This window comes from Microbispora siamensis (assembly GCF_016863095.1).
Taxonomy (GTDB): domain Bacteria; phylum Actinomycetota; class Actinomycetes; order Streptosporangiales; family Streptosporangiaceae; genus Microbispora; species Microbispora siamensis.
In genome coordinates this window covers 151,580-164,769 of the sequence record NZ_BOOF01000031.1, presented here as the reverse complement: position 1 = coordinate 164,769, position 13,190 = coordinate 151,580, and the positions used below count along the sequence as shown (strand labels likewise).

General features: G+C 69.1%; 11 protein-coding genes. 3 read left to right on the top strand and 8 right to left on the bottom strand.

All coding sequences use genetic code 11. The features are described 5' to 3' along the window. Positions 1–1,308: 1,308 nt before the first annotated feature. Positions 1,309–1,692 carry a cell division protein SepF gene (locus tag Msi02_RS26065; protein WP_079319278.1) on the top strand — a complete coding sequence of 128 codons (384 nt, stop codon included), beginning with the start codon at positions 1,309–1,311 and terminating at the stop codon, positions 1,690–1,692. A 112-nt stretch (positions 1,693–1,804) separates the two neighbouring features. Here Msi02_RS26065 and Msi02_RS26060 read toward each other — a convergent pair whose 3' ends face one another. The 4 genes from Msi02_RS26060 to Msi02_RS26045 all read right to left on the bottom strand — a co-directional run bounded on the left by Msi02_RS26060 (position 1,805) and on the right by Msi02_RS26045 (position 6,894). Beyond that, positions 1,805–3,118 carry a hypothetical protein gene (locus Msi02_RS26060; protein ID WP_239108714.1) on the bottom strand — a complete coding sequence of 438 codons (1,314 nt, stop codon included), beginning with the start codon at positions 3,116–3,118 and terminating at the stop codon, positions 1,805–1,807. 388 nt (positions 3,119–3,506) lie between these two features. Then, entirely contained in the window at positions 3,507–5,228 is a 1,722-nt protein-coding gene (gene argS, locus Msi02_RS26055) for an arginine--tRNA ligase (RefSeq protein WP_204050680.1), read from the bottom strand. A 50-nt stretch (positions 5,229–5,278) separates the two neighbouring features. Beyond that, positions 5,279–6,307, bottom strand: a complete 1,029-nt coding sequence (plsX, locus tag Msi02_RS26050; RefSeq protein WP_239108712.1) for a phosphate acyltransferase PlsX — start codon at positions 6,305–6,307, stop codon at positions 5,279–5,281. Positions 6,308–6,324: 17 nt separating this feature from the next. Further along, complete coding sequence (locus Msi02_RS26045; RefSeq protein ID WP_204050679.1) at positions 6,325–6,894, bottom strand: DUF1707 SHOCT-like domain-containing protein; 570 nt, start codon at positions 6,892–6,894, stop codon at positions 6,325–6,327. Positions 6,895–7,282: 388 nt separating this feature from the next. Here Msi02_RS26045 and Msi02_RS26040 point away from each other — a divergent pair, with 388 nt between their 5' ends. Beyond that, positions 7,283–8,233, top strand: a complete 951-nt coding sequence (locus tag Msi02_RS26040) for a hypothetical protein (RefSeq protein ID WP_204050678.1) — start codon at positions 7,283–7,285, stop codon at positions 8,231–8,233. 250 nt (positions 8,234–8,483) lie between these two features. On the opposite strand, the gene Msi02_RS26035 is transcribed toward Msi02_RS26040, so the two are convergent. From Msi02_RS26035 to Msi02_RS26020, 4 genes are all read right to left on the bottom strand, one after another. Further along, a complete protein-coding gene (locus Msi02_RS26035) occupies positions 8,484–8,663 on the bottom strand; it encodes a hypothetical protein (protein ID WP_079319283.1) in 180 nt (59 codons plus the stop codon). A gap of 61 nt (positions 8,664–8,724) precedes the next feature. Then, a complete protein-coding gene (locus Msi02_RS26030) occupies positions 8,725–9,261 on the bottom strand; it encodes a YbhB/YbcL family Raf kinase inhibitor-like protein (RefSeq protein ID WP_204050677.1) in 537 nt (178 codons plus the stop codon). A gap of 19 nt (positions 9,262–9,280) precedes the next feature. After that, the gene (locus tag Msi02_RS26025) at positions 9,281–10,009 is read right to left on the bottom strand and encodes an ABC transporter ATP-binding protein (protein ID WP_239108713.1); all 729 of its coding nucleotides are present in this window, start codon (positions 10,007–10,009) and stop codon (positions 9,281–9,283) included. Positions 10,010–10,109: 100 nt separating this feature from the next. Next, positions 10,110–11,015: an ABC transporter permease gene (locus Msi02_RS26020; RefSeq protein ID WP_204050676.1), complete on the bottom strand. Its 906-nt coding sequence runs from the start codon at positions 11,013–11,015 to the stop codon at positions 10,110–10,112. 398 nt (positions 11,016–11,413) lie between these two features. Between Msi02_RS26020 and Msi02_RS26015 the strand changes: the two genes are divergently transcribed. Further along, positions 11,414–13,093 carry a peptide ABC transporter substrate-binding protein gene (locus Msi02_RS26015; protein WP_204050675.1) on the top strand — a complete coding sequence of 560 codons (1,680 nt, stop codon included), beginning with the start codon at positions 11,414–11,416 and terminating at the stop codon, positions 13,091–13,093. Positions 13,094–13,190: the final 97 nt, after the last annotated feature.

Genomic DNA, 13,190 nt, shown 5'->3' with positions numbered 1-13,190 from the left:
CCCCACGTGATGTCCCGCCCAAGCGACGTCCCACCCCAAGTGGCGCCTCAACCCAAGTGGCGCCTCAACCCAAGTGGCGCCTCAACCCAAGCGGCGTCCTAACCCAGTGACGTCCCAACCCACGTGATGTCCCAACCCACGTGATGTCCCGACCCACGTGATGTCCCGCCCAAGCGACGTCCCACTCCACTGCGGCGGCTGCGAGATGCCGGAACCGACAGCCGTGGGCATGCCCGGGGTCGGCAAGCGGATGCCAGCCTTCCTGCGCCCGTAGCTTTGCCCCGCCTCAGCCCCCGTCCCGTCCCGGCCCCGTCCCGTCCTCCGTCGGGCGGCTGGGGATTCTTCGGCTTTTCTACGTCCACGCAGACGCCGTGAGCCGACACGCCGTGTCGAGCCCCCGAAATTCAGGGGTGGGGGCCATCGACCGGTCGACTGTACGCGCGAGAGAATCGGCGGGTGCTTCTGGAGAGATCACGGCTGTGGGTGCGCCGCTGCCTGCCTGAGAGAGCCCGGGCAACTCGTGCCTACCGTTCTCGGCCGCGGCCGTCCGCACAGTGGCGGACAACGCCCTGTACGGCCTGCTCGCCGAGCACTGGCACCGGTCACCAGCCCGTGGCCGTCGCGGGTGTCTCTTACCGGCCGCGAGGCCGGAGATGCGGTCCGGCATCACCGGCTTCACAACTCTCTCCGGCATCTCCGTGCTGCCCTCGTGGAACGCGAGCAGGTTGCGGATCGGTGCCGCTTCGAAAACCGTGGGCCGGTCGAAATGGTCTCGATATCGGTTCCGCGGGAGGCGCCGCGAGGAAAGAGTTTCCCCTGGTCGGTCCCCTCAATTGGGGTCACTGCCGTTCGCGGACTGGCGCGCGGAGAGCGGTGATCATTCACTCGCGCCGCCGTCGAAAATATTTTCGAAATACGAAATCAGGGCGTCTCGGCATGCAAATGGATCTTCATTGCCGCCGCCCTGATTCGTGTCTCTCCGGGGCGGCGTACCGGGCTCTACCAGCAAGATCCTATTTCGGGAACCGGGCATCGGTGGCGTCCGTTGTGATCTACTGAAGGCGTGCCGTCGTTCGAGGTGACTGTGAGAAATGTTTGCGAAGGGTTCCATGGGGTAGACGGCTTCGCGAGTTACCCTGGAAGGGCTTACGGAATTGACGATGAAGACACACATGGCCGGCCTCCACATTATCCAGCCAACAACACTTAAACGGCCGGGCGTGTCGGCGGGGGTTCGCTGAATCGTCGATTACGGTCCCGCGTGTCGGGACGAGCCCGGAAAAGGACAAGCCGGAAAAGGACGAACCGATGGGGGCTGTGCGCAAGGTGGCGAGCTACCTTGGCCTGGGTGGGGCAGAGCAGTACGACGACGAGACCTATGCCGAGGACGAGTACGAGGACGACTGGATGCCGGCGGCCGAGCGTGCCGCCAAGCGCTGGCAGCCCAACACCGACCCGGCCCGTATTGTCATGGTCCGCCCGCAGAAGTATGACGACGCCCTGACGATCGGCCGTCACTTCCGCGAGGGCCATACGGTGGTCATGGACGTGGCGAGCATGTCGACGGCGGAGGCCACGCGGATGGTGGACTTCGCCGCGGGCTTGGCCTACGGCTGTGAGGGACGTATCGAGCGGATCGCGGACAAGGTCTTTTTGATCACTCCGGCGACGGTGGAGGTCTCCACCGCCTGAACCGGCCGGTGCGAGTCCGAGTCCTGTGCCCGCCGCCCATTGGGTCGGCGGGCACAGTCATCCGCGGAGCCGGCGCTACGCAATCAGCTTGCGGGCGCCGGCTCAGGCGTCCCTACGCCGCCCGTGGGCCCCGTCGCAGGAGCGTGGACACCTCGGCCAGGTCCCGGGCGGCGGCGGAGGCGCGTTCCTCCGACTCCCTGGCGTACTCGTGCAGGGCCCAGACGGCCTTGTCGGCGAGGTCGGCGAGCTTGCCCGCCCGGTTCTGGACGTACCGCACGTCGGAGTGCTCCCGGACGCGGTGCCGCCACAGCAGATGCCCGCCCACGGCGGCGATCAACAGGCCGACGAGGGCGAGCGGCGGTGAGACCACGAACCCGGCGGCGAGGACGACGACGGCGAGGACCAGGAGGACGTATCCGGGCCAGGGCCGGGTGCGCTTCGGCACGCACTCGGTGACGAGCCGCTGCTCGGCCGCCGCCATCGACTCCTGGTCGGGGCCCTCGGGCCTGAGCTTGATCGGATAGCCGAGGATCGGCACGTCCAGGGTGTCGGGCGGCGGCTCGCTCACCACCTCGACGAGGGACTCCGCCGCCGCCCTGACAGCCGGCGCCGCCACGTGCAGCGCGAGCGCGGCCATGTGGGGATCGGCGTCGGGACCCAGGTCCTGCAGGAGATGCCCGGTGAGCGAGCTCAGCGGCCCTTCCTGGCCACCGTGGCCTGCCAGGGAGCGGAGCACGGCCAGCGGCTCGTCCTCGGCCCACACGGTGCCGCGTACGACCTTGGTGACCTCGCCGGCCTGCCGGGTGGAGGTGATCTCGGTGCAGCGTTCACGCAGACGGCGAAGGGTGGCCGACGCCTGAAGCGACCGCTCGATCTCGGTGACCTTCGCCAGTTCAGGGAACGCCTCCAGAGAGGCGGGCACGGACGTCTCCGGCGGACCGGGCACGAGGGCCTTCAGCCACCGGTCGTCGGTGGCCGGCGCGTCCACCGCGTCGAGCTTGCGCAGTACGAAGATCTTGCCGACCGGTCCGTACGCCCCGCGGGCGGCGGCGAGCCACAGCGCCCGCTGGCCGGGCGTCACGGGACGGTCCTCGGACAGGTCGCCGAAGGCGGTGCCCAGCCAGGAGGCGTGGATCCGGTCGCCGTGGCCGCAGACGGCGAGGGCCAGACAGAGGAACAGGGCGGTGCGCCGCTCGTCCAACTCGTTGGCCAGGGCCAGCGGCTCCAGGGCGTCCTTGCCGGACATGATGAGGACGAGGGCCTCGACGGCGGGGCCCAGCCAGTAGCCCGGCACGTCGGTGATCCCCGGCGGCAGGTCGGGCGCGGTCCCGTCCGCCGCCAGGCTGACGATCAGCGCTTCGGCGTAGCGGTGCAGCTCTGTGGCCTCGGCCAGGTTTCCAGGGTCCGGACTCGTGGTCAGGTCCATGCTCACGCGGAACGCTCCCCGAGGGGTCGGCTGGCACTCCCTTGACCGCGCCAGACTAGACGCTTGGTGCGACAGTCATGGACGAGGCGCGCCGTGGACGAGCCTGACCCGCGGAAACCGGAAGGCCGGGCCGCCCTGCATCGGAGAGCGGCGGTACGAGCGGCCGGCCGTGGAGGTTGCGCGGGGACGGCGGCCCCAGCCTCACAGGCCCCATCCCGAGCCTCACAGGAGCCACCCCCAGCCTCACAGGAGCCACCCCCAGCCTCACAGGCGTTAACCCCGGCCGCGCAGACGCCATCCCGGGCATCGGAGACGGCGCCTGCGGCCTCCTCGGAGGCGCCGGGAAGACCTTTCTCCGTGTCCGCCGAAGCGGAATCCGGCACCCCGCTCACATCCGCTCGGGGACTTCGATGCCGAGCAGGTCGAGCCCGCGCAGCAGCACACGCAGGGTGAGCGCCGACAGAGCCAGACGCGACTGCCGTACGGACTCCTCCTCGGCCTTGAGGACCGGGCAGCTCTCGTAGAACGAGGTGAACGCCTGGGCCAGGTCGAACAGGTAGTTGCACAGCCGGTGCGGCTCGGACAGCTGGGCGACGGCGGCGACGACCGAGCCGAAGCCGAGCAACTGCAGCGCGAGCGCCCGCTCGGCCGGGTGGCCGAGCGTGATCGGGCCGGTGATCGACTCCGGCTCGATCCCGCCGTTGCGGAAGATCGACCGGATGCGGGCGGTGGCGTACTGGAGGTACGGCCCGGTGTTGCCGGTGAGGGCGAGCATGCGGTCGAAGTCGAACACGTACTCGCTGTCGTGGCTGACCGACAGGTCCGCGTACTTGACGGCGCCCATGCCGACCTGGCGCGCGATCTGCCGGCGGGCCTCCGGGTCGTACCCGCGGTCGGCGATGACGGCCTCGGCGCGGACGACGGCCTCGTCCAGCAGGTCGGTGAGCTTGATCGACTCGCCGCTGCGGGTCTTGAACATCTTGCCGTCGCTGCCGAGCACGCTGCCGATCTGGACGTGCTCCGCCTTGACGTCGTCGTGCAGCCAGCCGGCCATCCGCGCCGCGGCGAAGACCATCTGGAAGTGGAGCGACTGGGTGGCGCCCACGACGTACAGGATGCGGTCGGCCTTCAGGTCGCGCACCCGGTAGCGGATCGCGGCGAGGTCGGTCGTGGCGTAGCCGTACCCTCCGTCGCTCTTGCGGACGATGAGCGGCAGCGGCTGGTCGTCGCGGCCCTTGAAGCCGGGCGGGAACACGCACAGCGCGCCCTCGCTGATCTCGGCCACGCCCGTGCGCTCCAGCTCGTCGCATACGTCGGGGAGCATGGGGTTGTACATGCTCTCGCCCGCGATGTCCTCGTCGGTGAGCGTGACGCCGAGTGTCCGGTACACCTTCCGGAAGTAGCGGTTGCTGTACTCGATGAACTCGCGCCACAGACGCAGGGTCTCCGGGTCACCACCCTGCAGCAGCGGCACTCTGCGGCGGGACCGCTGCTGGAACTCGGAGTCGTTGTCGAACTTGTGCCGCGCCGCCTGGTAGAAGGCGTTGCCGTCGCCGGCGGCCAGCATGCCGAGCGCCTCCTCCTCGCCGATGTCGAGGAGGTGCTCGATGAGCATGCCGAACTGCGTGCCCCAGTCACCGAGGTGGTTCTGCCGGATCACCTGGTTGCCCAGGTGCTCGTGGGTGCGCGCGAGGGTGTCGCCGACGATCGTGGTGCGCAGGTGGCCGACGTGCATCTCCTTCGCGGCGTTCGGCGCGGAGTAGTCGACGATCACGGTCTGCGGGGCCGGCTGCGGCACGCCGATGCGCTCGTCGAGCAGCCGCCGCGCGGCCTGCTCGGCGATCCAGCCGTCGCGCAGCGTCAGGTTGAGGAACCCGGGCCCGCTGACCTCCACGCTCACGTCGGTCGTGTCGAGGTGATCGGCGATGGCCTGGGCGACCTCCCGCGGGGCACATCGGAGCCGCTTGGCCAGGCTGAGTGCGACGTTCGCCTGGTAGTCGGCGAACTGGGAGGGCCTGATCAGCGGGTCTTCGGTGGCGTGCTCCGGACCGAAGGCGGAACCCAGCGCCTGCTGGACCCGCTCGGTGAGCACGAGCTGCGGGTCGGTCATGCACCAAGCTTATCGGCGTGCGCCTTCAACCCGCCGTTCCATATCGGCGGTCACCAGCGGCGGTGCGACTTGTTGGTGGAGGCGATCCGCTCACCGATCCTCGCCACGATGCCCTGGGCCGACAGGCGGGCCGCGAGCTCGCAGGCGGCGGCCACGCCGCGCGCCCGCGACGAGCCGTGTGCGATCACCACGGTGCCGTTGAGGCCGAGCAGTACGGCACCGCCGTGCGCTTCGGGATCGAGCCGGCCGGCCAGCTCCCTGAGCCGGGCCCGCTGCAGCATCCCGCCGAGCCTGGCCATCCGGCTCTCCGCGAGCGTCTCCCTGAGCTGCTCGAAGGCGTACCGCACGGTGCCCTCGACGGTCTTGAGCGCCACGTTGCCGGTGAACCCGTCGGTGACGACCACGTCGACCTTCCGGATGAGCAGGTCGTGCCCCTCGATGTTGCCGGTGAAGTCGATGCCGGGCGTGGCGGCGAGCAGTTCGTGGGCCCGTTTGGCGAGCTTGTTGCCCTTCTCCACCTCGGCGCCGATCGTGAGCAGGCCGACACGGGGACGCCGCATGCCGAGCGCCGTCTCGGCGTACGCCACGCCGAGGTGGGCGAACTGCACCAGCATCTCCGGTTTGGCGTCGGCCGTGGCGCCCGCGTCGAGCAGCACGGTCGGCTGGGGCAGGGTCGGCAGGCCGACCGCGATCGCGGGGCGTACGACCCCCTGCTGGGCTCGCAGCCGCAGCCGGCCGGTGGCGACGACGCCCGCCGTCGACCCCGCGGACACGACCGCGCAGGCGTCGCCGCGGCGTACGAGGTGGCAGGCGATGGCGATGCTGGAACGAGGCCTTCTCAGGCTCGCCAGCGCGCCCTCGTCCATCGCCAGCGCCTCCTCGGCGCGCACGATGGGGATCTCGGTGACCGCGTCGTGCCGGGCCAGCTCCTGGTAGAGCAGGCGGGGATGGCCGACGAGCACGACGGGCACGCCGCGCTCCCGCACGGCCTGTACGGCTCCCGCGACGATCTCCTCGGGCGCGTTGTCGCCGCCCATGGCGTCGAGGGCCACGGGCAGCGCACGGCCGGCGGGCTGCATGGCCGCATCGTAGGCCGTCAGCGAGGGGTCCCGCGGTAGACCACGATCTTGCCGAAGCGCGCGTTGCCGGTGACGCGGATCAGCGGTCCTTCGCCGTCGCCGTTCCCTCCGGTCACCGAGCGCTTCGAGAAGACCGCGCTGCCCTCGTCGACCACCCTGGCGTTGGCCGGGACGGTGACGATGAGCTTGCCGCAGAAGGAGTTCAGCTCCAGCGTCACCTCACGGCCGGGCAGGACCGCGTCGCTGAGATCCACGATCAGCGCGCCGAAGACCGAGCTGAGCTCGGTGTGCCGCCCGGCGACCCAGCGCCCGCGCCGTATGATCTTGCTGAACACGGCGGAGACCCGGTGCCGCTCCGTGGAGAGCGCGGCCGGTGCGTGGGACGCCTCGGGCAGGTCCCTGGTCAGGGGAGCGAGGTCGCCGATGGTCACGGCGCTGTAGGCGGCGTCGAGCCTGTCGGCGTGTTCGACGCTCGTCAGACGGCCGGTGGCCAGCGCCTCGCCGAGGACGGCCGCGATCCGGTCGCGGTCGGCGTCCGAAGCGCGCTGTGCGGGATCGTCGCCCGCGTACGGTGTGAGGGAGGTCACCTCGCCAGCGTAGCTCTTATCGAGATATGTCGCGATAGGGCGGGTTCATCGCCGGCCCCGGTCCGGCCGTGTCGCGAGGTCCGTCGGCGCGTCGCTAAAAGTGAGCGGAAAGATCTGTCGCAACGCCTGGGCGCCGTGTTTACCGTCGCTTTCTCCTGAGGCGGGATTGGGGTGACCGCGAAGTGGTCGTCCGGTGCTCGATATACCGACTTTCCCGGCGGGCTGTCCGCCGGGCATCCCCTGGTCGGCAGGGCTTTCCGCCGTGATCGGCAGTGATAGAAATGCCGACGTCTTCGTCGGCGTGCTCGCCGACGCACGGGGGTTCTTGGGTTCGTCATTCCCACTCTCGTGAAAAGGAATATGAACCGGGGGCAAGTCAATGAAACGAGTGGTTAGGACAGCCGTCGTCGCCGTCACGATCGGCATCGCCGGCATGCTGGCCGCGCCCGCACAGGCCGACGTGTGCGCTCAGAAGTGCACCGAGCACCGGGTCGCGACGCTGGCGAGGCTTCTGGCCGATCTGCAGGGCACGGCCGTCGCCGGGGCGACGGGCGGCGTCGTCGCGCAGGCCGACGCGGCCGCCGAGGTGGCGGTGAACCTGACCGCTGACATCAGGGCCGACCTCGTCGCGGTCGCCAATCTCTGCGGCACCGTGACGGCCAGCCTGTCCGCCGAGGCCAACGCGCAGATCAACGCGGCCGCCGACATCGCGGCCGACATCGTGGCCGACGCCGCCGTCACCGTCAACGCCAACGTCGTCGCCAGGCTTGAGGCCCACCTGTCGGCCGCCCTGGTCGCGGTCGCGGACGTCAACGCGGCTCTCGTCGCCAAGGCGAACGTCGCCGCGGGCGTCGTCGCCCAGGTCGGCAAGCCGGTCGTCGCCGTCTCCGGCCAGACCGCCGCCGCCGTGGACGCCTCGGCCGCGGCCGTCGCCACCGTCGGTGCCGCGGTCCGCGCCGGGCTCAACGTCACCGCGAGGCTCAACGCGCTGCTCAGCCTCAAGGGCGCCGTCGCGGCGACCGCCGGCAGCGCGGGCGGCCTGCTGGCGCTGGTGCCGTGCGACACTCCGGCCGACCGCGCCATGAGCAGCACCCAGACGACGGCCGCCGAGGCCGCCGCCCAGGCCGACGCCCACGCCGGCGCGGTCACCAGGACCGTCAGGAACACCACGGACGCTCCGGCGCAGGGAGCCGCCGCGACGACGGGGGCGGCGGCCGAGCTCGCCACCTCCGCGTCGGCCACGGCCGACGCCGCCGCGTCGAGCGCGGTCTCGTCCGCCCCGGGCACGGTGGCCGACGTCGCGCCGCCGACCGCGCGCCAGGGTGGGTACGGCAGGTGACCCACGCCTGAGGCCTCCGTCGCCGTCGAGGCCGGCATGCCGACCGGCGCAGGAGGTCCCGCGTACGGCAGGACCATCGGAAAGACGTCGATGACGAAAGCGGCCGGCGCCCCCTCGGGGGTGCCGGCCGTCCGTTGTCGCGTGCATCCTTGGCGCGTGTCAAGGATGCACGCGACAATGTGCACGTCGTCGTGCGTTCATGCCGTGGCGGCAGGCGCCAGGGCGCACGTGGCAGGGCTCAGCCGATCCCTCAGTTAGGCGAGTTCGGCGAGTCGAAACAGGCGCGCAGGTGGGTGCGCCTGGCGATCTGGGCCTGCAGGCGGGCCATCTGCCAGTGCAGCTCGATGAGCTGCTCGGCGATCAGCCCGACGGGAAGCTCCGAGGGATCTTCGGCGGCCAGATTGTCGATCGCCGTCGCCAGGTCGCTCATCCGCCCCTCCCCTATGTCGAATCTCCGTTCGAATCATAGTGGAACGAGCGGCCCTCACGCATCAGGTTTCGTACACAGGTGCGATGTAGCCGCGGGCGAGGGTGTTGGCGGTGATGTTGAAGCCGACCACGGCCGGCGGCGTGTCGGCGCCCACACCGAGGGACTCCACGCCCAGGGCGTGCACGGCGAACAGGTAGCGGTGCGGGTGACCGGGTGGTGGCGCCGCTCCGCCGTACTCCTTGGTGCTGAAGTCGTTGCGCGCGTGCTTGGCGCCCTCCGGCAGCCCCTTGAAGTCGGGGCCGTTGCCCGCGCCGGCCGGCAGCTCGGTGACGGTGGCCGGGATGTCGTACAGCACCCAGTGCCAGAAGCCGCTGCCCGTGGGCGCGTCCGGGTCGAAGCAGGTGACGGCGTAGCTCTTGGTGCCCTCGGGGGCGCCCGACCAGCGCAGATGCGGGGAGACGTTCTGCCCGCTCATGCCCCAGTCGTTGAACACGTGGGCCTCGGGGAGCCGCTCGCCGTCGCGGACGTCGTCGCTTTCGACGGTCAGCGCGGGCACCTCGGGCAGATGGTCGTACGGGATCGGTGGCGGCGTCGGCACGGTCGCCCCTCCGTTTCTCTCAGGCCTTGTTGTACGCCTCCAGGACCTCCTGGGGGTCGCCTTCCATTCTGATCTTTCCCTTGTGCAGCCAGATCACCCGGTTGCACGTCTCCTCGATCACGTCGAGGTTGTGGGCGACCAGGAAGACCGTGCCGGCGGACTCGCGCATCTGCTTGATGCGCTGCTGGCTCTTCTTCTTGAACTCGCGGTCACCGGTGGCGAGGGCCTCGTCGATGAGCAGCACGTCGTGCGTCTTGGCGGAGGAGATGGCGAAGCGCAGCCGGGCGCCCATGCCGGACGAGTACGTCGACATGGGGAACTGGACGAAGTCTCCGATGCCGGAGAAGTCCACGATCTCGTCGTACTTCTCGCGCACCTCGTTCGGCGTCATGCCCATCGCGTAGCAGCCGAGGATGATGTTGCGCTCGCCCGTCAGCTCCTTCATGAGGGCCGCGTTGACGCCGAGGAGTGACGGCTGACCGTTGGTGTAGACGGCGCCCTTGTGCGGGGGCAGGAGACCGGCGATCGCGCGCAGCAGCGTCGACTTGCCCGAGCCGTTGCGGCCGATGATGCCGATGGCGTCGCCGTGGTGGGCGACGAAGCTCACGCCCTTGACGGCGTGGACCTCCTTCATCTGCGGCCGGCCCTGCCGCCGGAGGATGCGCATCAGCGCGCTGGCCGCGTTGCCCTTCTCGGCGTCGCCGGCCGAGCCGTACACCTTGTAGACGATGTGGAGGTCGTCGACGATGACGGTCGGCGTTCCGACCTCGACATCGTTGGAGTTCTGCGTCTCGGGGTGCTGCGTCTTCGAGTCTTGGGGCGCCACCTGCGACAGCTCCTTGGTCAGCTCAGCCACGGCCGTACCTCTCCTCGGCCCGCCAGAAGTACCAGAAGCCGACGATCAGTGCGAACACTGCCCAGAATAGACAGGTAACCCACGCCCAGCGCTCGGGGAACCGCTGGTAGATCAGCAGGTCGCGCATGAACTCGATGTAGGCGGCGGCGGGGTTGAACTCCAGTGCCCAGCGGAGGAAGTCCGGCAGGTCCTTGGTGCGGTCGTCGATCTCGTAGAAGACGCCGGAGGCGTAGAGCCAGGTGCGGGTGATGAACGGCAGCAGCTGGTTCATGTCCCGCATGAACGCGCCGAGGCGGGCCATGAACATGCCCATGCCGATGTTGAAGACGAGCTGCATGAGCAGCGTGACGGGGATCAGCAGCCAGAGCCAGCTCACCGGCTCCCCGGTGACGAGCACCAGGAGGACGAGCACGGCCATGGAGTAGCCGAGCTGCTGGAGCTCCTGGATCGTGTACGCCAGCGGGAGGGCGCCCCGCGGGAAGTGGAGCGCCCGGATGAGGGAGAGGTTCGACGAGATGGACTTGGCGCCGCTGATCACCGTGCGCTGGGTGAAGGTGAATACCATGACCCCGGTGATGAGGAACGCCGGGTAGTTCTCGATCGACTTGCTCTGCCCGAGGATGACGCCGAACATCAGCCAGTACACCGCGGCGTTGAGCAGCGGGGTCAGCACCTGCCAGAGCTGCCCGAGCATCGACTCGGAATACTTCGAGACGTTGCGCGAGGTGGCGTACGTGAGGATGAAGTGCCGCCGGTCCCACAGTTGGCGCAGGTAGGCGGGCATGCTGGGGCGTGCGATGGCGCGTCGTAGTCCGTGACGCTCGGCGAGCGCGGCCAGCGACTCCGGGGCTCGGCCGCCACCCTGGGCCTCCGCGAGCGCGGATTCCGGCTGGCTCATGGCATGGACTCTATTGGATGGAGGTCGGTGGGACGGCTGTCGCACCGAACGTGGCTGCGACTGGTCAAAGGTAGCCCAGGACATCCTGATCCGGGGACCGGGGCGCGGGTGTCGCCCTCACCCTTGGCCAAAGGACTCGCCGCCTGTCGGTATATGTACTCTAAAGGGGAGTTTGATGCCGTGCTGGGCATTTAAGGTTGGGCTCACAGGAATGTGTGTGACGCCCGACTGACGCACGTGTGACCGAACTGCAACGTGCCGGAGACTCCTCTGGTGCGTCCGGTAAGGGATGCTCCGGACGACTGGCAGGACGTCAGCTGGTTTGACGATGCCCGGCAAACCGGGTGCCAACCAGCGCGAACGCCCATCCTTAGAGGGAGGACCAATCCACTATGCGCGTGACTAAGGGCGCAAAGATCGCCACCGGCACCGCGCTGCTTGCGCTCGGCGTCGCCGCGTGCGGCGGGGGCGGCGGCTCCAGTAGCGGCGGCGGGGACAACCCCCGGGCCGCCACGGGGACCGTCTACATCCGTGGTTGTGAGCCGCAGACCGGCTTCGTCCCCGGAAACATCAACGAGACCTGTGGTGGCACGATCAACGAGTTCGTGTACAGCCGCCTCGTCAAGTACAACTCGGACACGGCCGCTCCCGAGCTCGACCAGGCGGAGTCGATCGAGACCACCGACAACAAGGTGTGGACGATCAAGCTCAAGCCCGGTCTGAAGTGGACCGACGGCACGCCGGTCACCGCGAAGAACTACGTCGACGCCTGGAACTACACCGCCTACTCGCCGAACGCCCAGCTCGGCAGCTTCTGGTTCGGCGACATCGTGGGCTTCGACAAGGTCAACACCGCCGACCCCGACGGCCCCGACGGGCCGAAGGAGGCTCCGAAGCCGGAGACCGACAAGCTGGAGGGCCTGGAGGTCGTCGACGACCTCACCTTCAAGGTGACGCTGACCGCGCCCGTCGCCGTGTTCCGCACCAAGCTCGGCTACACGAGCTTCGCGGCGCTTCCCGACGCCTTCTTCAAGGACCCGAAGGGCTTCGCGCAGAAGCCGGTCACCAACGGTCCTTTCAAGTTCGTGCAGTGGGACCACAACTCGCAGATCATCGTCGAGGCGAACCCCGACTACCCCGGGCCGGAGAAGCCCAAGGTCAAGAAGATCGTCTACAAGATGTACAAGGACGACAACGCGGCGTACGCGGACCTGGTCTCCAACAACCTCGACTTCACCGAGCTGATCCCGCCGTCGGCCCTCGCCGGCGACAAGTGGAAGACCGACCTCGGCGACCGCGCGATCGACGGCCAGCAGGGCGTCATCCAGACGATCACCTTCCCGCTGTACGACAAGGAGTTCGGCGGCAACGCGGACTTCCGCAAGGCCGTGTCGTACGCGATCGACCGGAAGACGATCACCGACAAGATCTTCAACAAGGGCCGCGTGCCCATCAACGGCTGGGTCTCCCCGATCGTCGAGGGCTTCAAGGACGGCGCCTGCGGCGACCTGTGCACCTACAACCCCGCCAAGGCCAAGGAGTACCTCGCCAAGGCCAAGTCCGAGGGCTACACCCCGCCGGCCGAGTTCCCGATCTGGTCCAACGCCGACGGCACTCACAAGGAGTGGATCGAGGCCACGGTCAACAGCATCAACCAGGCCTTCGGTGCCGACGCCGGCGTGAAGTTCGTGCACAAGGACATGCCCACCTTCGCCGAGCTGCGTGACACCATCACCCAGCACAAGATCAAGGGCGCGTTCCGCACCGGCTGGCAGATGGACTACCCGCACATCGAGAACTTCCTGAACCCGCTGTACAAGACCGGCGCCTCCTCCAACGACGGTCTCTACAGCAACAAGGAGCTCGACAAGAAGCTCCACGAGGCCGACACCGCCACCGACCCGGCCCAGGCCAACGCCCTCTACCAGCAGGCCGAGGCTATGCTGCAGCAGGACATGCCCGCGATTCCGCTGTGGTCGTACGGTCTGCAGGCCGGCACCTCCAAGTGGGTGACCGGCGTGAAGGTCACCCCCTTCGGCGTGCTCGACCCGCTGTCGATCGCGATCAAGGAAGCGTAGGGACAGCTCGTAGGTGAACCCCCCGAGGCCGGTTCCCCACCGGGGCCGGCCTCGTGGGCTGTCCATTCGCGATCCCCCGTGTTGACCCACGGGGGGC

Coding starts and splice junctions, on each gene's coding strand:
- Msi02_RS26060 (WP_239108714.1), bottom strand. CDS start 3,118: ATGGACCTGACCACGAGTCCGGACCCTGGAAACCTGGCCGAGGCCACA.
- Msi02_RS26035 (WP_079319283.1), bottom strand. CDS start 8,663: ATGAGCGACCTGGCGACGGCGATCGACAATCTGGCCGCCGAAGATCCC.
- plsX (WP_239108712.1), bottom strand. CDS start 6,307: ATGCAGCCCGCCGGCCGTGCGCTGCCCGTGGCCCTCGACGCCATGGGC.
- Msi02_RS26065 (WP_079319278.1), top strand. CDS start 1,309: ATGGGGGCTGTGCGCAAGGTGGCGAGCTACCTTGGCCTGGGTGGGGCA.
- argS (WP_204050680.1), bottom strand. CDS start 5,228: ATGACCGACCCGCAGCTCGTGCTCACCGAGCGGGTCCAGCAGGCGCTG.
- Msi02_RS26020 (WP_204050676.1), bottom strand. CDS start 11,015: ATGAGCCAGCCGGAATCCGCGCTCGCGGAGGCCCAGGGTGGCGGCCGA.